Annotated in this window: 18 protein-coding genes and 1 riboswitch; of the genes, 8 read left to right on the top strand and 10 right to left on the bottom strand. The window is 73.0% G+C overall.

What is annotated here, in order from left to right; translation table 11 throughout:
* Nucleotides 1–6: 6 nt before the first annotated feature.
* The 6 genes from ACVV2G_RS02240 to ACVV2G_RS02215 form a co-directional block, all read right to left on the bottom strand.
* Nucleotides 7–981, bottom strand: a complete 975-nt coding sequence (locus tag ACVV2G_RS02240) for an SCO2102 family sporulation regulator (RefSeq protein WP_453840822.1) — start codon at nucleotides 979–981, stop codon at nucleotides 7–9.
* A gap of 56 nt (nucleotides 982–1,037) precedes the next feature.
* Nucleotides 1,038–1,961 (bottom strand): methylenetetrahydrofolate reductase [NAD(P)H], encoded by a 924-nt coding sequence (gene metF, locus ACVV2G_RS02235; protein WP_453840821.1) that lies wholly within the window; start codon nucleotides 1,959–1,961, stop codon nucleotides 1,038–1,040.
* Between the two features lie 155 nt (nucleotides 1,962–2,116).
* Entirely contained in the window at nucleotides 2,117–2,776 is a 660-nt protein-coding gene (gene thiE, locus ACVV2G_RS02230) for a thiamine phosphate synthase (protein WP_453840820.1), read from the bottom strand.
* Nucleotides 2,777–3,220: 444 nt separating this feature from the next.
* Nucleotides 3,221–3,586, bottom strand: coding sequence for an Rv2175c family DNA-binding protein (locus ACVV2G_RS02225; protein WP_453840819.1), 366 nt, complete (start codon nucleotides 3,584–3,586; stop codon nucleotides 3,221–3,223).
* An 86-nt stretch (nucleotides 3,587–3,672) separates the two neighbouring features.
* Nucleotides 3,673–4,887, bottom strand: a complete 1,215-nt coding sequence (locus tag ACVV2G_RS02220; RefSeq protein WP_453840985.1) for an NAD(P)/FAD-dependent oxidoreductase — start codon at nucleotides 4,885–4,887, stop codon at nucleotides 3,673–3,675.
* An 89-nt stretch (nucleotides 4,888–4,976) separates the two neighbouring features.
* Nucleotides 4,977–5,327: an avidin-fold protein gene (locus ACVV2G_RS02215; protein ID WP_453840818.1), complete on the bottom strand. Its 351-nt coding sequence runs from the start codon at nucleotides 5,325–5,327 to the stop codon at nucleotides 4,977–4,979.
* Between the two features lie 52 nt (nucleotides 5,328–5,379).
* A riboswitch (TPP riboswitch) is annotated at nucleotides 5,380–5,491 on the top strand.
* On the opposite strand from ACVV2G_RS02215, the gene thiO reads away from it, so the two are divergent.
* From thiO to ACVV2G_RS02190, 5 genes are all read left to right on the top strand, one after another.
* A complete protein-coding gene (gene thiO / locus ACVV2G_RS02210; protein ID WP_453840817.1) occupies nucleotides 5,489–6,751 on the top strand; it encodes a glycine oxidase ThiO in 1,263 nt (420 codons plus the stop codon). (Overlaps the previous riboswitch by 3 nt.)
* Entirely contained in the window at nucleotides 6,748–6,948 is a 201-nt protein-coding gene (gene thiS / locus ACVV2G_RS02205; RefSeq protein WP_453840816.1) for a sulfur carrier protein ThiS, read from the top strand. Before thiO ends, thiS begins: the two co-directional genes overlap by 4 nt.
* A 2-nt stretch (nucleotides 6,949–6,950) precedes the next feature.
* The gene (locus ACVV2G_RS02200) at nucleotides 6,951–7,748 is read left to right on the top strand and encodes a thiazole synthase (protein WP_453840815.1); all 798 of its coding nucleotides are present in this window, start codon (nucleotides 6,951–6,953) and stop codon (nucleotides 7,746–7,748) included.
* Nucleotides 7,749–7,946: 198 nt separating this feature from the next.
* A complete protein-coding gene (gene pknB, locus ACVV2G_RS02195) occupies nucleotides 7,947–9,929 on the top strand; it encodes a Stk1 family PASTA domain-containing Ser/Thr kinase (protein ID WP_453840814.1) in 1,983 nt (660 codons plus the stop codon).
* A gap of 47 nt (nucleotides 9,930–9,976) precedes the next feature.
* Nucleotides 9,977–10,867, top strand: a complete 891-nt coding sequence (locus ACVV2G_RS02190; protein ID WP_453840813.1) for a deoxyribonuclease IV — start codon at nucleotides 9,977–9,979, stop codon at nucleotides 10,865–10,867.
* A gap of 20 nt (nucleotides 10,868–10,887) precedes the next feature.
* Here ACVV2G_RS02190 and ACVV2G_RS02185 read toward each other — a convergent pair whose 3' ends face one another.
* The gene (locus ACVV2G_RS02185; protein ID WP_453840812.1) at nucleotides 10,888–11,535 is read right to left on the bottom strand and encodes a sulfite oxidase-like oxidoreductase; all 648 of its coding nucleotides are present in this window, start codon (nucleotides 11,533–11,535) and stop codon (nucleotides 10,888–10,890) included.
* 190 nt (nucleotides 11,536–11,725) lie between these two features.
* Between ACVV2G_RS02185 and bfr the strand changes: the two genes are divergently transcribed.
* Nucleotides 11,726–12,229 (top strand): bacterioferritin, encoded by a 504-nt coding sequence (bfr, locus tag ACVV2G_RS02180; RefSeq protein WP_453840811.1) that lies wholly within the window; start codon nucleotides 11,726–11,728, stop codon nucleotides 12,227–12,229.
* Nucleotides 12,230–12,248: 19 nt separating this feature from the next.
* On the opposite strand, the gene ACVV2G_RS02175 is transcribed toward bfr, so the two are convergent.
* Both ACVV2G_RS02175 and ACVV2G_RS02170 read right to left on the bottom strand, forming a co-directional pair.
* Nucleotides 12,249–12,482: a (2Fe-2S)-binding protein gene (locus tag ACVV2G_RS02175; RefSeq protein WP_453840810.1), complete on the bottom strand. Its 234-nt coding sequence runs from the start codon at nucleotides 12,480–12,482 to the stop codon at nucleotides 12,249–12,251.
* Between the two features lie 172 nt (nucleotides 12,483–12,654).
* Complete coding sequence (locus tag ACVV2G_RS02170) at nucleotides 12,655–14,007, bottom strand: class II 3-deoxy-7-phosphoheptulonate synthase (RefSeq protein ID WP_453840809.1); 1,353 nt, start codon at nucleotides 14,005–14,007, stop codon at nucleotides 12,655–12,657.
* A gap of 246 nt (nucleotides 14,008–14,253) precedes the next feature.
* Between ACVV2G_RS02170 and ACVV2G_RS02165 the strand changes: the two genes are divergently transcribed.
* Nucleotides 14,254–14,310 (top strand): trp operon leader peptide, encoded by a 57-nt coding sequence (locus tag ACVV2G_RS02165; protein WP_076973970.1) that lies wholly within the window; start codon nucleotides 14,254–14,256, stop codon nucleotides 14,308–14,310.
* Between the two features lie 107 nt (nucleotides 14,311–14,417).
* Nucleotides 14,418–16,442, top strand: a complete 2,025-nt coding sequence (locus ACVV2G_RS02160) for an anthranilate synthase family protein (protein ID WP_453840808.1) — start codon at nucleotides 14,418–14,420, stop codon at nucleotides 16,440–16,442.
* Here the strand turns inward: ACVV2G_RS02160 and ACVV2G_RS02155 are convergent.
* Nucleotides 16,394–17,389, bottom strand: a complete 996-nt coding sequence (locus tag ACVV2G_RS02155) for a 2-hydroxyacid dehydrogenase (RefSeq protein ID WP_453840807.1) — start codon at nucleotides 17,387–17,389, stop codon at nucleotides 16,394–16,396. The genes ACVV2G_RS02160 and ACVV2G_RS02155 overlap by 49 nt on opposite strands.
* Nucleotides 17,390–17,492 lie beyond the last annotated feature (103 nt).

The raw sequence follows: 17,492 nt of genomic DNA, 5'->3' as shown, positions 1-17,492 counted from the left end.
GCTCCGTCAGTAGCGGTACTGCTCGTCGTAGCCCTGGTGGTGCGGCTGACCGTCGCCCTGGTACGGATACGTCTGCTCGGGCGGGAGTTCGCCGCCGTAGGGGTCCTCGGAGCTGCGCTGCTGCGGCACCCAGACGCCGCCGGCCGGGGTCTCGCCGCCGTGACCGCCGGGTGTGCCGGTGGCGTACGGGTCCTGCCCGTAGCCCTGCTGGCCGTACTGCTGGCCGCCCGGCGTGTCGTAGCCACCCGTGTCGTACGACCCGCCGCCGTAGGTGTGGGTGCCGATGTACGGGTCGGAGTAGGCGGCGTACTGCTGGCCGCCGGTGTCGTAGCCGTACCCCTGCCGGCCGTAGCCGGAGTAGTCGTAGCCGTAGGACTGGTCGGCGCCCTGCGCGGCCGGTGCCTGCTGGTCGTGGCCGTAACCGGTGTCGGTGTACACGCCGTACGAGTTGGTGTCGTCCGGCATGGGCTGCGGCTCGTAGACGGCGGTGGTCTCCGCGGCCGTGGGGCCGACGGGGCGGGCCGGGGTGAAGACGTCGTCGGGGTCGTAGTCGTCGTGGCCGTACGGGAGGCCGTCCCGGTCGGGTCCGTGGGCCTGCGTGCGACCGTCGTGGTCGTAGGCGTCGCGCTCGTCGGGGGCGCCCTCGGCCGCTTCGAGGCCGGAGACCTCCAGCGTCGGCTCCTGGCGGCCCCGTTCAAGACGGCCGCGCCTGGCCGCGAGACCCGCCGGGGCGTTGACCGCCCAGCCGGCCTCGAAGCCCCGGCGGAACGACAGCGTGACGTAGGTCTGGCCGATCGCGAAGGCGGCCGCACCGAGTCCGATGACGATCACGTTCGACATGAGCACACCGGCCACGACGCCGAGGAAGCCGCTGAAGGCGAGCAGCCGCCAGCGCAGCCGGGCCTTGTACTGCAGCAGCACCTCACCGAGCAGCCACAGTGCGACGACGCCGAACGCGATGTAGAGGACCGCCCAGCCCATGTACGCCCCTCTCCCAGTGGCCGCTACGCAGTGTGTCGCAAGTATGTGCGGCCGGTCTAGGCCCGCGGTGGGTGGTGCAGGCCCAGGTTCTCGTAGATTTCCAGAGTCGCCGTGGAGTTGTTCAGCGTGATGAAGTGCAGTCCGGGCACACCCTCGGCCAGCAGCCGCGCGCAGAACTCCGTGGCGAACTCGATACCGATGGAGCGTACAGCCGCCGGATCGTCCTTGGCTGTGAGGATCCGCTCTTTCAGCTCGGCCGGGAACGAGGCGTTGCTGAGCTTCGGCAACCTCTCCAGCATCTTCACACTGGTCACCGGCATGATCTCGGGGATGACCGGGGTCTCGCAGCCGGCCGCGGCGACCCGGTCGCGCAGACGCAGGTAGGACTCGGGCTGGAAGAACATCTGCGTGATCGCGTAGTCGGCGCCGGCCCGGCACTTGTCGACGAAGCGCGCCACGTCGGTGTCCCGGTCGGCGGAGCGCGGGTGCATCTCCGGGAAGGCCGCGACGCCGACGCAGAAGTCGCCCGACTCCTTGATGAGCCGGACGAGCTCGGCGGCGTAGGTCAGGCCCTGCGGGTGCGGGATCCAGTCGCCCATGGGGTCGCCGGGCGGGTCGCCGCGCACGGCCAGCATGTTGCGGATGCCGGCGTCGGCGTACTGGCCGATGATGTTGCGCAGCTCGGCGATGGAGTGGTTGACCGCGGTGAGGTGGGCGACCGGGGTCAGCGTCGTGTCGGAGACGATCTGCTCGGTCTCCTTGACCGTGCCGGCCCGCGTGGAACCGCCGGCACCGTAGGTCACGGAGACGAAGTCCGGGGCGACCGCCTCCACCCGCCGCAGCGCGCTCCACAGGTTCTTCTCGCCCTTGGGCGTTTTCGGCGCCGAGAACTCGAACGAGTACGTCGTCTTGCCGGTGGCCAGGATGTCGCGCACGGTGCGTGCGCGGTCCGTCCTGGTGGATGCGGTTCCGAGGGCCATACGGGCAGGTTAGCCAGGGGGCGGCGGTCACCCCACCGGATGCGGGATATTTGTCTGCTTTGTCGAGTTGTTGTCCATCCTTTGGACACATGCCCGAGGCATTCCCCGCAACGGCCCCGCAACGGCCCCGGACCGGGTCCGGGGCCGTTGCGGGCCTACGCCTGCCGCAGGCGCCCGGCGAACTCGGCCGCCGCCGCGCCCGGGTCGTCGGCGGCGGTGATCGCGCGGACCACGACGACTCGCCGGGCGCCGGCCTCCAGGACCTCGTCGAGGTTGCCGAGATCGATGCCGCCGATGGCGAACCAGGGGCGTTCGGTGCCGAGGGACGCCGTGTGCCGGACCAGGCCGAGGCCGGGTGCGTGGCGACCGGGCTTGGTCGGGGTCGGCCAGCAGGGGCCGGTGCAGAAGTAGTCCACGCCGTCCTGGACGGCGGCGGCAGCGGCCTCGGACCCGGCGTGCGTGGAGCGGCCGACGAGGACGTCGTCGCCCAGGATGGCGCGGGCCGCGGGCACCGGGAGGTCGCCCTGTCCGAGGTGCAGCACGTCGGCGCGGGCGGCGTGGGCCACGTCGGCCCGGTCGTTGACCGCGAGGAGCTTGCCGTGGCGGGCGCAGGCGTCGGCGAAGACCTGGAGGTGCTCCAGTTCCTCGGCCGCCTCCATGCCCTTGTCGCGCAGCTGCACGATGTCGACGCCGCCGGCCAGCACCGCGTCCAGGAACTCGGGCAGGTCGCCCTGGTCGCGGCGGGCGTCCGTGCACAGGTAGAGCCGCGCGTCGGCGAGCCGGGTGCGGGCGGTGGCGGCGGTGGTCTCGGGCATGCGGGTTCCCTCAGGTCGGTGGCGTGGGCCGTGGTGAGCAGACGGCCTCGGCTTGCGGACCGCACGGCCACCGCGGCCCGCGGTGGGCGCCCGGCCCCGGAGTGCGGACCGTGGCGCTCCACGGCCCGCGGGTGCGGGACGGCGAGCGGAGCGCGGCCCCGGCGTACGGGCTGCGGGCACGCCGCACCCGGCAGGGCGTGGTGGACGGGGGGGCGGTCCCGGCGGCCGGGCGGCGCGCCGTCGGCGCCGGCGACCGTGCGCGCCGCGGACCGCGGACCTGGCGAGTGGCCGGCTCGTACCGCCGCCCGCGTGCAGGGGCGGCGGCAACGGACCGTGGCGCACCCGGGTGGCGTGCGGCGGCGGGGCCGCGGTCCGGGCGGACGGGCCGTGTGTCCCCCTGTGCGGGGGACCGCGCGCGGTTCGTGCGCCGGGCGTGGTGTCAGGTCAGACGGCGAGCGCCTGGGCGCGGCGCTTCACCTCCGTGCCGCGATTCTCGCTCAGCGCCTGCGCGGGGGTGCCGGGCAGCGACGGGTCCGGCGTGAAGAGCCACTCCAGCATCTCCTCGGGCGTGAAGCCGTCGTCCCGCAGCAGCGTCAGGGTCCCGAACAGGCCCTTGACCACCTTGTCCTCGTCGATGAAGGCCGCCGGGATGTGCAGCGCCCGGTTCTCGCCGCGGCGTACGGCGATGAGCTGGCCCTCCTTGATCAGCTGGCGCACGCGGGTCACCTCGACGCCGAGCATCTCGGCGATGTCGGGGACGGTGAGCCAGGCAGGCACGAGAGCATCGATCTTTGCGTCAATCTCGGTCACGCCTCCAGCCTGCCATCTTGCACCGACAGTCGGAAGCCGGACCCGTCCGGCACGGGGCCGCGGCGGGGCGGGAGGACGCGGAGGGACTACGCCGTCGCCGCTTTCAGGGGCCTCGCCGGGTCCGCGAGCAGCCGCGGGTTCATCGTGGCGCCCGCCTGGATCAGGCGTCTGCCCTGCGCCAGGTCCCGGGGGCGGCCCACCGCCAGCAGGGCGACCAGACGGTCCTCGCGCAGCCAGCAGACCGTCCAGGCGGGCCCCGAGGGGTCACCGCGCCACAGGGTGGTGTCGGAGGCCGTGTGGTGACCGGCGTACTGGACGAAGCGGCCGAACTGCTCGGACCAGAAGTACGGCACCGGATCGTAGGCCCCGGGAGCCTCGTCGGCGCGGGCTCCGACGATGTCGGCGGCGACCGTGCGCGGGCCCTGGAGGGCGTTGTCCCAGTGGTGCACCATCAGCCGCTGCCCGTAGCGGCCGGAGGGGAAGGACGCGCAGTCGCCGACCGCGTGGACGCCGGGCACGGAGGTGCGCAGGCGGTCGTCGGCCAGGACGTCGCCGTGCGCGCCGAGGTCGATCCCCGAGCCGGCGAGCCACGCGGTGGCCGGCCGGGCCCCGATGCCGACGACGACCGCGCCGGCGGGCAGCCGCGAACCGTCGTCGAGGACCACGTGGCCGGGCCCTCCCGGTGCGGCGGGCTCGACGCGCTCCACGCGTGCGTGCGTGCGCAGTACCGCGCCCGCGTCGGCGTACCAGGCGCTCATCGGCGCGGCCACCTCGGCGGGCAGCGCGCCGGCGAGGGGCCGGCCGGCGGCCTCCACGACGGTCACCGCGCAGCCCGCCTCGAGCGCGGCGGTGGTGAACTCCGCGCCGATCCAGCCGGCGCCGACGACCACGATGTCGTGCTGCCGGGCGAGCACCGGGCGCAGCCGTCTGGCGTCGTCCAGGGTGCGCAGCAGGTGCACGCCCGGTACGCCCTCGGTGCCGGGGAGCCGGATCGGCTCGGCGCCGGTCGCGAGGACCAGGGCGTCGTACGGCACGGGTCCCGCGGAGGTGTCGAGGGCGTGTGCGCCGGGACGCACGCCCAGGGCTTCGCAGCCCAGGCGCAGGGTGATGCCGAGCGCCTCGAAGTCGACGTCGAAGGCGGAGCCCTCGGCGGTGCCGAGCAGGACGGCCTTGGAGAGCGGGGGGCGGTCGTACGGCTGGTGCGGTTCCGCGCCGATCAGTGTCACGGTGCCGGTGAAGCCCTGCTCCCGCAGGGCGACCGCGGTCTGCACGCCCGCCATGCCCGCGCCCACGACGACCACGCGGCGCGCCGTGTCCGCCGCGCGTGGCCGGGTCTGCTCCTGCGTCTGCTCGCTCACCTGATCACCTTAGACAGCTGACGGCCCGTCAGTCAGTGCCCGTGCGCAGTGACCTGCTCCACAACGCTCGTCCCGCTGCCCCGCTGCGACTCCCACTCCCAGGTCTCGTCCAGGCGCACCCGCCCGTCCGGCAGGTCGACGACGGTCGACACGCAGTGCCCCGAGGACGTGCTGCCGTCCGTTTTGAGCTGCACGTACCGAAAGTCGAGCCGGTCTCCCTCCCGGGTGCCCACCAGACGGCCGCGGACCACGTCACCGCCCTCGTACTCGGCCCACACGGCGCCGTCCCGCTCGTGGTAGGCGAACCGGGTGCGCGTACCCACCTGGCCGGGCGCCTGGTCGGCGACAGGCGAGAGGACGAGACCGTCGAGTGAACGCGCCACGGTGGGAGGCTCCCTTACGAGTGCGATGCGCTGCGGGCTAGGGTGGCCAACGTAAAGCACTCGCGGGAGCCCGGACGCACCGGGCTGAGAGGGAGGCTGGCGGCCTCCGACCGTACGAACCTGATCCGGGTCATGCCGGCGAAGGGAGGGGCTGGACGCCCATGTCGTCACCATCGACTCCTGACACCGCTGCCGCATCGGCCGCACCCACCACGTCGGCGGCCTCCGCCGCATCCACCGCACCCGGCTCGCCGGCGGCGTCGCGCACGCCGGACGTCCTGGTCGTGGGCGGTGGGGTCATCGGCCTGGTCACGGCGTGGCGGGCCGCGCAGCGCGGGCTCGTCACGGCGCTCGTGGACCCCGAGCCGGGCGGTGGGGCCGCCCAGGTGGCGGCCGGCATGCTGGCCGCCGTCACGGAGCTGCACTACGGGGAGCAGACGCTGCTCGCCCTGAACCTCGCCTCGGCGAGCCGTTATCCGGATTTCGCGGCCGAGCTGGCCGACTGCACGGGCCACGACCTCGGTTACCGCCGATGCGGCACCCTCGCCGTGGCACTGGACGCCGACGACCGCGCCCACCTCAGGGACCTGCACGCGCTCCAGCAGCGCTCGGGGCTGGAGTCCGAGTGGCTGTCGGGGCGCGAGTGCCGCCGTCTGGAGCCGATGCTCGCGCCGGGCGTGCGCGGGGGGCTCCGGGTGGACGGCGACCATCAGGTCGACCCCCGGCGCCTCGCCGGCGCGCTCGTGGCCGCCTGCGCACGCGCGGGCGTGGTGTTCCACCGGGTGTGGGCCGAGCGGCTCACCGTCGGGCGCGGTGGGCGGGCCACGGGGGTGGTCGCGGCCGACGGCACGGCGTGGCAGGCCGGGCAGGTGGTACTGGCCGGGGGCAGCCTGAGTGGACGGCTCGCGGGAGTGCCGGACGACGTGCTGCCGCCGGTGCGGCCCGTGAAGGGGCAGGTGCTGCGGCTGGCGATGCCGGTGGCGCACGGGCCCCTGCTGAACCGGACCGTGCGGGCCGTGGTGCGCGGCAACCCGCTCTACCTGGTGCCGCGGGAGAGCGGCGAGCTGGTCGTCGGCGCCACCAGCGAGGAGCTGGGCTGGGACACGACGGTGACCGCGGGCGGCGTCTACGAGCTGCTGCGCGACGCCCACGAGCTGGTCCCCGGCATCACCGAGCTGCCCCTGACGGAGACCCGGGCGGGACTGCGGCCGGGCTCCCCGGACAACGCCCCGCTGCTCGGCCCGACCGAGCTGGAGGGGTTGCTGCTGGCCACCGGGCACTACCGCAACGGCGTGCTGCTCACCCCGGTGACCGGCGACGCCATGGCGCACGTCCTGACCACCGGAGAGCTTCCGGCCGAGGCCCGCCCCTTCACCCCGCGGCGTTTCAGCGCCGCCCCCGCACACTCGGAGCAGCCCGCATGAACGTCCGCGTCAACGGTGAGCCGCGCGAGGTGGCTCCCGGAACCGCCCTGGACACCCTGGTGGGCGCGCTCACCGCGGCGCCGTCCGGGGTCGCCGCCGCCCTGAACGAAACCGTCGTCCCGCGCGCGCGGTGGTCCGCCACCGTGCTGGCCGACGGCGACCGCGTCGAGGTCCTCACCGCTGTCCAAGGAGGCTGACCATGGCCGACGACCCCTTCCTCCTCGGCGGAACGTCGTACGCGTCCCGCCTGATCATGGGCACGGGCGGGGCGCCCAGCCTCGACGTGCTGGAGCGCGCGCTCGTGGCCTCCGGGACGGAGCTGACGACCGTCGCGATGCGGCGGGTGAACGCCTCGGTGCACGGGTCCGTGCTGTCGGTGCTGGAGAAGCTCGGCATCCGGGTGCTGCCCAACACGGCGGGCTGCTTCACCGCCGGGGAGGCCGTCCTCACCGCCCGTCTGGCGCGCGAGGCGCTCGGCACGGACCTGGTCAAGCTGGAGGTCATCGCCGACGAGCGCACCCTGCTGCCGGACCCGATCGAGCTGCTGGACGCGGCGGAGACGCTGGTCGACGACGGGTTCACGGTACTGCCGTACACCAACGACGACCCGGTCCTCGCGCGGAAGCTGGAGGACGTCGGCTGCGCCGCGATCATGCCGCTCGGCTCGCCGATCGGGTCCGGGCTCGGCATCCGCAACCCGCACAACTTCGAGCTGATCGTGGAGCACGCGCGCGTGCCCGTGATCCTGGACGCGGGGGCCGGTACGGCGTCGGACGTGGCGCTGGCGATGGAGCTGGGGTGCGCGGGGGTGATGCTGGCGTCGGCGGTGACGCGGGCGCAGGAGCCGGTGCTGATGGCCGCCGCGATGCGCTCCGCGGTGGAGGCGGGGCGGCTGGCCCGGCTGGCGGGGCGGATTCCGCGGCGGCACTTCGCGTCGGCGTCCTCACCCGCGGAGGGCCTGGCGGCACTCGACCCGGAGCGGCCCGCTTTCCGGTGACCCCGCGCGCGCCCCGCTCCCCGGTGACCCCGCGCCGCCCCACCCCCCGGTGACCCGCGAGCCGTCCCGCTGCTCCGCGCACGGGGTCGCGCGGCGGACGGCCGCCGCGCGTGGGAAGCGTCACAGGTGCGCTGCAGTACCGCCCCCGTTCGCGGACGACGACGCGGGGTGTCCGTGGTGGCTCGTACACTCACCTGCGTGGACACGACCCTTCAGGACCCCCTCGTCGGGCAGGTGCTCGACGGCCGGTACCGCGTCGAGGCGCGGATCGCGGTCGGCGGGATGGCCACGGTCTACCGGGCCGTGGACACCCGCCTGGACCGCGTGCTCGCGCTGAAGGTGATGCACCCGGCGCTCGCGACCGACGCCACCTTCGTGGAGCGGTTCATCCGCGAGGCGAAGTCGGTGGCCCGGCTCGACCACCCCAACGTCGTGCAGGTCTTCGACCAGGGGGCCGAGGGGGCGTACGTCTACCTGGCGATGGAGTACATCGCCGGCTGCACCCTGCGCGACGTGCTGCGCGAGCGCGGGGCGCTCCGGCCGCGGGCCGCGCTGGACATCCTGGAGCCGGTGCTGGCCGCGCTCGGCGCCGCGCACCGGGCCGGGTTCGTGCACCGGGACATGAAGCCGGAGAACGTCCTGATAGGGGACGACGGCCGGGTCAAGGTGGCCGACTTCGGACTGGTCCGGGCCGTGGACACCGTCACCAGCACCACCGGTTCCGTCCTCGGAACCGTATCCTACCTGGCGCCCGAGCAGATCGAGCACGGCACGGCCGATCCCCGGGTCGACGTGTACGCGTGCGGTGTCGTGCTGTACGAGATGCTGACCGGCGGCAAGCCGCACGAGGGCGACTCCCCGGCCCAGGTGCTCTACAAGCACCTCCACGAGGACGTGCCGCCGCCGTCGGCCGCCGTGCCGGAGATGGCGTACGAGCTGGACGAGCTGGTCGCCTCGGCGACCGCGCGCAACCCCGGGATCCGTCCGCACGACGCCGTGGCGCTGCTCGCCCTGGCCCGCCGGGCGCGGGGGACGCTGAGCGCGGACCAGCTGGACGCGGTGCCGCCGCAGGCGCTCGGCACGGAGCACGACAACGCCGAGGACCGCACGAGCGTGATCCCCCGCGCGCTGACCACCCCGGCGCCCGGCTTCGCGCGCGCGGAGGGACACCCGTCCCGGCCGCTGCCCCTCGACGAGGACGGAGACACGGCCAGCCCGCACCCCCCGGACGGAGTCCACCGCACCAGCCGGCTGGCCGCTCCCCCGCCGGTGCCGCCCCGGCGGCGCCGGCCGGAGCTGCGGCGCGGCCCGCTCGCGATCGTCGTGGCCGTCCTGCTGGTGCTCGGTGGCGGCACGGGCTTCTGGTACATCAACTCCGGCCAGTTCACCAAGGTGCCGCCGCTGCTGTCCAGGACCGAGGCACAGGCCCGGGACCGGCTGGCGGACTCCGGCCTGGACGTCGGCACGGTCCGGCACGCCTACAGCGACACCGTGGAGCGCGGCAAGGTCATCAGCACCGACCCCGGCGCGGGCACCCGCATCCGCAAGAACGACTCCGTGTCGTTCACGGTCTCCGACGGTCCCGACACCGTGAAACTGCCGGACCTGCAGGGTTACAAGCTGGACCGGGCGCGGACCCTGCTGAAGGACGAGGGGCTGGAGCCGGGCATGGTGACCCGGGCCTTCAGCGAAGAGGTGCCCAAGGGCTTCGTGATCTCCACGAAGCCGGCGACGGGCACCACGGTGCGCGCGGGTTCGGCGGTCGCCCTGGAGGTCAGCAAGGGCAGCCCCGTCGACGTTCCGGACGTCGCCGGTGACGACCTGGCCGACGCGAGGGCCGAGCTGACGGAAGCCGGTCTGAAGGTGAAGGTCGCCACCGCGCAGGTGAACTCCGAGTACGACAAGGGCCGGGTCGCCCGGCAGACGCCGGACCCGGGCAGTCGGGCGGCCGAGGGCGACACGGTGACGCTCACGGTGTCCAAGGGGCCCGAGATGATCGAGGTGCCGGACGTGGTCGGCGACAGCGTGGACGACGCCAAGCGGAAGCTGAAGGACGCCGGCTTCGACGTGGACGAGGACCGGGGCCTGCTCGGGCTGTTCGGCGACACCGTGAAGGACCAGTCCGTCGACGGTGGGGACACGGCCCCCAAGGGCTCCACCATCAAGATCACCATCAGGTGACGGCTCTCACGGCCCGGGGGCCCGACCTGGCATGACACCCTGGACGGGTGAAGAGTCAACAGTCCGCCCCCTCCCCCGCGCCGCCCCGCAACCCCGTCGGCGGTCACGTCCCCGTGGCCGGCGGCCTGCACTCCGTGGGCCTGTCCTACGCCCGTGAGCTGAAGGCGGAGGCCGTGCAGGTCTTCGTCGCCAATCCGCGCGGCTGGGCCACTCCGGCCGGCAACCCGAAGCAGGACGAGGCGTTCCGGGAGGCCTGCGCGGCGGGGGCGGTCCCCGCGTACGTGCACGCGCCGTACCTGATCAACTTCGGCTCGCACACCGGGGCCACGGTGGAGCGGTCGGTGGAGTCCCTGCGCCACTCGCTGCGGCGCGGGCGGGCGATCGGGGCGCTCGGCGTGGTCGTGCACACCGGCAGCGCGACCGGCGGGCGGGACCGTTCGGTGGCGCTGAGGCAGGTCCGGGAGCACCTGCTGCCGCTGCTCGACGAACTCACCCACGAGGACGACCCGTACCTGCTGCTGGAGTCGACCGCCGGCCAGGGCGCCTCCCTGTGCTCGCGGACCTGGGACTTCGGGCCCTACTTCGCGGCACTGGACGCCCACCCGAAGCTCGGCGTCTGCCTGGACACCTGCCACGTCTTCGCGGCGGGACACGACCTGACCGGACCGTCCGGCATGCACCGGACGCTGGACCTGCTGGTCGACACGGTCGGCGAGGGCAGGCTGAAGCTGATCCACGCCAACGACTCCAAGGACGTGGCCGGCGCCCACAAGGACCGGCACGAGAACATCGGCGCCGGTCACATCGGCGAGGACCCGTTCCGGGCGCTGATGACCCATCCCGCGACCGAGGGCGTGCCACTGGTCATCGAGACGCCGGGCGGCAAGGAGGGGCACGCGGCGGACGTGGAGCGGCTGAAGAAGCTGCGCGACGGCTGATCCCGAAGAGGCGGGGCGGGTCAGAGGCCGGGGCCGTCCCCGGGCTCCTCCTGGTAGGAGTAGCGCTGCTCCCGCCAGGGGTCGCCGACGTTGTGGTAGCCGCGCTCCTCCCAGAAGCCCCGGCGGTCGGCGGTCATGTACTCGACGCCGCGCACCCACTTCGGGCCCTTCCAGGCGTACAGGTGCGGGACGACGAGTCGCAGCGGGAAGCCGTGCTCGGCGGTGAGCAGCTCGCCGTCCTTGTGGGTGGCGAAGAGGGTGTGCTCGGCGGCGAAGTCGGACAGCCGCAGGTTCGAGCTGAATCCGTACTCCGCCCACACCATCACATGGGTGACGGCCGGCGCGGGCGGGACGAGGCCGAGGATCGTGGCGGCCGGCACGCCGCCCCACTCGGAGCCGAGCATGCTGAACTTCGTGACGCAGTGCAGGTCGGCGACGACCGTGGTGTACGGCAGGGCGGTGAACTCCTCGTGGGTCCAGCCGCGCTTGTCACCGTCGGCGGTGGCGCCGAAGACCCGGAACTCCCAGCGCTCGGGACGGAACCTGGGGACCGGCCCGTAGTGGGTGACCGGCCAGCCGCGCTGGAGCCGCTGTCCCGGCGGAAGCTCGAACCGCTGCGCTCCCTGCGACCCGCCTTCTCCCGCTTCGTGTCCCGCCGGCTGACCCATGCCTCCATCCTGACAGACCCGGACCGATACCCCTGACCCGCCCTCTTACATTCGGGCGAACAAGGCAAACCAGGACGTCAAGGACTAAGCATGTACTTACTTACTAAGTAGAGACTTACTGGACGCTCTTCGATACCGGTGCAATCATGCGGCGCAACACGCCAGTTCCCGTTCGAAGGAGCGTCAAGCGATGCAGGGCGACCCCGAGGTCATCGAGTTCCTCAATGAGCAGCTGACCGCCGAGCTCACGGCGATCAACCAGTACTTCCTGCACGCGAAGCTGCAGGACCACAAGGGCTGGACGAAGCTCGCGAAGTACACGCGCGCGGAGTCCTTCGACGAGATGCGCCACGCCGAGGCGCTCACCGACCGCATCCTGCTCCTCGACGGCCTGCCGAACTACCAGCGGCTCTTCCACGTGCGGGTCGGCCAGAGCGTGACCGAGATGTTCCAGGCGGACCGGGAGATCGAGGTCGAGGCGATCGACCGGCTGCGCCGGGGCATCGAGGTGATGCGGGCCAAGCACGACATCACGTCGGCCAACCTCTTCGAGGCCATCCTCGCCGACGAGGAGCACCACATCGACTACCTGGAGACCCAGCTCGACCTGATCGAGAAGCTGGGCGAGTCCCTCTACCTGTCCACGGTCATCGAGCAGTCGCAGCCGGACTCCTCCGGCCCCGGCTCGATCTAGCCAGGCCGCTTGCGGCCGGCTAGGCCGCTTCCGGCAGCTTCGCGAGGACCGGTTCACCCTGGTCGGCCAGTTCCCGGCGCGGGCACGCGCCGCGGCCGAGGAGGGCCTGGATGCGTCGTACGCAGCCGCCGCAGTCCGTTCCCGCCTTGCAGGCGGAGGCGATCTGCCGGGGCGTGCAGGCACCGGCTTCCGCGTGGCCCTTCACCTGTTCCTCGGTGACACCGAAGCAGCTGCAGACGAACACGCGGTTCACCTCCCGAGCGGGATACAAGGTCGTGCCGTACCGACGACCGGGGAGCCCGACTGATCGGTGAGGCAAACCTAACCTTACCCATCGCGCCAGGCCGGCAAAAGTGGAGGGGGCGCGGATCGTATGTGACCCGCGCCCCATTCCCTGTCCTGCCGCCCGGGTGACGGGCGGACCGTCACTGGTCCCGGTACATCTCCGCCACCAGGAACGCCAGGTCGAGCGACTGGCTGCGGTTCAGGCGCGGGTCGCAGGCCGTCTCGTAGCGCTGGTGCAGGTCGTCGACGAAGATCTCGTCGCCGCCGCCCACGCACTCGGTGACGTCGTCACCGGTCAGCTCCACGTGGATGCCGCCCGGGTGGGTGCCGAGCGCCTTGTGGACCTCGAAGAAGCCCTTGACCTCGTCGAGCACGTCGTCGAAGCGGCGCGTCTTGTGGCCGGAGGCGGCCTCGTAGGTGTTGCCGTGCATCGGGTCGGTGATCCAGGCGACGGCGGCACCGGAGGCGGTGACCTTCTCCACCAGCTCGGGGAGCTTGTCGCGGATCTTGTCCGCGCCCATCCGGACGATGAAGGTCAGCCGGCCGGGCTCGCGCTCGGGGTCCAGGCGCTCGATGTACTGGAGCGCCTCCTCGGCCGTGGTGCTCGGGCCGAGCTTGATGCCGATCGGGTTGCGGATCCGCGAGGCGAACTCGATGTGCGCGTGGTCCAGCTGCCGGGTGCGCTCGCCGATCCACACCATGTGCGCGGAGACGTCGTACAGCTGCCCGGTGCGCGAGTCGACGCGGGTGAGCGCCGACTCGTAGTCGAGCAGCAGCGCCTCGTGCGAGGAGAAGAACTCGACGGTCTTGAACTCCTCCGGGTCCGTGCCGCAGGCGTGCATGAAGTTCAGCGCCTGGTCGATCTCCCGGGCGAGCTGCTCGTAGCGCTGGCCGGAGGGCGAGGACTTCACGAAGTCCTGGTTCCAGGCGTGCACCTGGCGCAGGTCGGCGTAGCCGCCGGTGGTGAAGGCGCGCACCAGGTTCAGCGTGGAGGCCGACGCGTGGTACATGCGCTTGAGCCGCTCGGGGTCCGGGACCCGGGCCGCTTCGGTGAAGTCGAAGCCGTTGACGGAGTCGCCGCGGTAGGTCGGCAGCGTCACCCCGTCGCGGGTCTCGGTCGGCTTGGAGCGCGGCTTGGAGTACTGGCCGGCGATCCGGCCCACCTTCACCACGGGCACGGAGGCGGCGTACGTGAGCACGGCGCCCATCTGGAGCAGTGTCTTCAGCTTGTTGCGGATGTGGTCCGCGGACACCGCGTCGAAGGCCTCGGCGCAGTCGCCGCCCTGGAGGAGGAACGCCTCTCCCTTGGCGACGGCCGCCATCCGGGCGCGCAGCTGGTCGCACTCGCCCGCGAAGACGAGCGGCGGATACGACTCGAGGTCCGCGATCACTGCGCGCAGAGCCTCGGTGTCGGGGTACTCGGGCTGCTGCGCCGCGGGCAGGTCTCGCCAGGTGTTGCCAGCGCTCGGGCTGGTCTTAGCGTTCACGGTCACCCCTCAACCCTACGGGGTCGTGTCACGCGGTTTTCGCACGGCTCGACAGGTGAGACGGCACCCCTGTGCGGGCGGCCCGCCGGGACGTGGGCACCTCACCGTGGACGACGCGGTCGTCCGGCGCGCCCGCCCGGCGGGCCGCCGTGCCCCTCGTACCACCCGCGGCGCCGCGGGTGGTACGCGTTCCGCGTTCCGCTTCCCGGGACGTGCTGCGGTGCCGCGGGCGGATGCGTTAGGGTCGGCGCCATGTTCGCGCACTCGATCCAGAACTGGTGGTGGACCGCTCATCCGGCGGCCCACTGACTGCGCGTCACGCACGACGTCGCGAAGGCCGCCCGAGGGGCGGCCTTCGGCGTTTTCGCGACCAGGGACCGTTCCTCTCTCCGACAGACCGAGAAGGAAACGGACCCATGACACCGCTCGACGCCCTCGGGGCCGACCCCCGCCCGTTCGCCCTGCTCCGCCGCCGCACCCCGGGCCGCGATCACGACACCGTGGAGCTGCTGCTCGGCCCGGTGGCGGAGCACGACACACTCGCCGACCTGCCCGACGAGGGGCTGGCGCTGGTCCCCTTCCGGCAGATCCGCGAGCGCGGTTTCGACGTCCGCGACGACGGCACGCCGCTGCTGGTGCTGACCCCCGAGGAGCGGTACGACATCCCGCTCTCCGAGGCCCTCGACCGGCTCCCCGCACACGACGTCCGCGTCGAGGGCGGCGGGTTCGACGTCGGTGACGAGGAGTACGCGCGGATCGTCGGGCGGGTGCTGGACGAGGAGATCGCGGCCGGTGAGGGCGCCAACTTCGTGATCCGCCGGACGTACGAGGGCCGCGTCCCGGGGTTCGGGCGGGCGGACGCGCTGGCGCTGTTCCGGCGGCTGCTGGAGGGCGAGCGGGGCGCGTACTGGACGTTCGTCGTGCACACCGGGGACCGGACACTGGTCGGGGCCAGCCCCGAGGTGCACGTGCGGATGTCCGGCGGGCGGGGCGGATGTCCGGCCGAAGGCGCTGGTGGGCGACGGGCAGGTGGGAGGGGGGAGCGCGACGCTCCGCCGGCCGAGGGCGCTGGTGGGCGACGGGTGGGTGGCACGGTCGTCATGAACCCGATCAGCGGGACCTACCGCTATCCCGCCGAGGGACCGACCCCCGAGCACCTGCTCCGCTTCCTCGCCGACGGCAAGGAGATCGAGGAGCTGTCGATGGTGGTCGACGAGGAGCTCAAGATGATGTGCACCGTCGGCGACATGGGCGGCGTGGTCGTCGGCCCGCGGCTGAAGGAGATGGCACACCTGGCGCACACCGAGTACGAACTGCGCGGCCGTTCCTCGCTGGACGTGCGGGAGGTGCTGAAGGAGACCATGTTCGCGGCGACGGTCACCGGCTCGCCGGTGCAGAACGCCTGCCGGGTCATCGAGCGGCACGAGTCCGGGGGGCGCGGCTACTACGCGGGGGCGCTGGCGCTGCTGGGCCGGGATCCCGGCGGCGCCCAGACCCTCGACTCCCCCATTCTCATCCGCACCGCCGACATCGACGCCGCCGGGCGGCTGCGGGTGCCGGTCGGCGCGACGCTGGTGCGGGGCTCGGTCCCGGCGGGCGAGGTCGCGGAGACCCACGCCAAGGCGGCCGGAATGCTGGCCGCGCTGGGCGTACGTCCGTCCCGGCCGCGTGCGGAGGCCGAGCGGCCGAAGCTGGCCGACGACCCGCGCGTCCGGGCGGCACTGGACGGGCGCCGCGCCTCCCTGGCCCCGTTCTGGCTGCGGATGCAGGAGCCGTCGGACGTACTGGAGGGCCACGCCCTGGTCGTCGACGGGGAGGACACCTTCACGGCGATGCTGGCGCACGTGCTGCGCTCGTCGGGGCTCGCGGTGAGCGTGCGGCGCTACGACGAGCCGGGGCTGCGCGAGGCGGTGCTCGGCCACGAGGGCCCGGTGGTGCTGGGTCCCGGTCCCGGTGACCCGTCCGACCCCGCCGACCCGAAGATGCGCTTCCTGCGCGCCCTGACCGCCGAGGTGCTCCTCCCCCGCACCCGGCTGCGCGCGGTCGGAGGGACCCCCGTGCACCGGCACGGCGTCCTCGGTGTCTGCCTCGGGCACGAGCTGATCGCCGCCGAGCTGGGGCTGGACGTCGTCCGCAAGGAGGTGCCGTACCAGGGGGCGCAGACGGAGATCGACCTGTTCGGACGGCGCGAGACCGTGGGCTTCTACAACAGCTTCACCGCGCGCTGCGACGAGGACGCCCTCCGGCAGCTCACCGCGCGCGGCGTGGAGGTGAGCCGCGCCCCGAACGGCGAGGTGCACGCGCTGCGGGGGCCCGGCTTCGCGGGCGTCCAGTTCCACCCCGAGTCGGTGCTGACGCTGAACGGCGCGGCGATCGTGCGGGAGCTGGCCGGTCAGCTGCGCGGTACGAGCACGTTCTCCGAGCGGCGGCCCTCCCGGTAGTCGAGGACGTTCCGCACCGTGGCGTCGACGATCTGGCCGACGGCGTCCTCGGTGTAGTACGCCTGGTGCGAGGTGACCAGCACGTTCGGGAAGGTGACGAGGCGGGCCAGGGTGTCGTCGGCGATGGCCTCCAGGGACTTGTCGAGGAAGAACAGGCCCGCCTCCGCCTCGTACACGTCCAGGCCCACGCCGGTGAAGCGGCCCGCGCGCAGCTCCGTCACCAGGGCGGCGGTGTCGATCAGGCCGCCGCGGCTGGAGTTGACCAGGATCGCGTCGTCCCGCATCGCCCGCAGGGCGGTCGCGTCGATCAGGTGCTGGGTCCCGGGCATCAGCGGGAGGTGCAGGGAGATCAGGTCGGACCGGGCGAGCAGCTCGTCCTTGGGGACGTAGCGCATGCCGAGGTCCGCGCAGGCGGGGTTCTCGGCGATGTCCCAGCCGAGCAGCCGCATGCCGAAGCCGTGGGCGATCCGGGCGAAGGCCTCACCGATCTTGCCGGTGCCGAGGACACCGGCGGTGCGGCCGTGCATGTCCCGGCCCATCAGGCCGTCCAGACGGAAGTCGAAGTCCCGGGTGCGGGTGGAGGCCCGCACGATCCGGCGGTTGACGGCCATGGCGAGGGCCCAGGCGAACTCGGCCACCGAGTACGGGGAGTAGTACGACACCCGGGCGACGGTCATGCCGAGCCGCTCCGCCGTGACGAGGTCGATGTTGTTGAAGCCGGTGGAGCGCTGGGCCACCATCCGGGTGCCGCCGACCGCGAGGGTCTCGAGGACGTCCGCGCCGAGTTCGGCGTTGACGGACGTCGAGATGATCTCGTGGCCGGCCGCGATGGGGGCCGTGTCCCCGTTGAGGAAGACGTCGAGGCAGCGGACCTCGTCGTGGCCGTGGAAGGCCTGTTCGATCAGGGGCTTCTCGTCCGCCTGGACACCGAAGGCCAGGATTGCCATGACCGCTCCCGTTCTGCTGGGCTCCGGCCGAATATACGGTCCGCGCCCGCCGCCCGCCGCCCGGTCCCGTCGGTCCGCTGAGGGAGCCCCGGCCCCGCGTACG

This window comes from Streptomyces sp. JK94, from assembly GCF_053613315.1.
The sequence above is the reverse complement of the archived record's forward strand: the minus strand, read 5'-3'. Positions and strand labels throughout refer to the sequence as shown.

Excerpts from the sequence above, each read along its gene's own strand:
- ACVV2G_RS02240 (WP_453840822.1), bottom strand. The coding sequence starts at position 981 with ATGGGCTGGGCGGTCCTCTACATCGCGTTCGGCGTCGTCGCACTGTGG.
- metF (WP_453840821.1), bottom strand. The coding sequence starts at position 1,961 with ATGGCCCTCGGAACCGCATCCACCAGGACGGACCGCGCACGCACCGTG.
- thiE (WP_453840820.1), bottom strand. The coding sequence starts at position 2,776 with ATGCCCGAGACCACCGCCGCCACCGCCCGCACCCGGCTCGCCGACGCG.
- thiO (WP_453840817.1), top strand. The coding sequence starts at position 5,489 with ATGTCGTCACCATCGACTCCTGACACCGCTGCCGCATCGGCCGCACCC.
- thiS (WP_453840816.1), top strand. The coding sequence starts at position 6,748 with ATGAACGTCCGCGTCAACGGTGAGCCGCGCGAGGTGGCTCCCGGAACC.
- ACVV2G_RS02200 (WP_453840815.1), top strand. The coding sequence starts at position 6,951 with ATGGCCGACGACCCCTTCCTCCTCGGCGGAACGTCGTACGCGTCCCGC.
- ACVV2G_RS02185 (WP_453840812.1), bottom strand. The coding sequence starts at position 11,535 with ATGGGTCAGCCGGCGGGACACGAAGCGGGAGAAGGCGGGTCGCAGGGA.
- bfr (WP_453840811.1), top strand. The coding sequence starts at position 11,726 with ATGCAGGGCGACCCCGAGGTCATCGAGTTCCTCAATGAGCAGCTGACC.
- ACVV2G_RS02160 (WP_453840808.1), top strand. The coding sequence starts at position 14,418 with ATGACACCGCTCGACGCCCTCGGGGCCGACCCCCGCCCGTTCGCCCTG.
- ACVV2G_RS02155 (WP_453840807.1), bottom strand. The coding sequence starts at position 17,389 with ATGGCAATCCTGGCCTTCGGTGTCCAGGCGGACGAGAAGCCCCTGATC.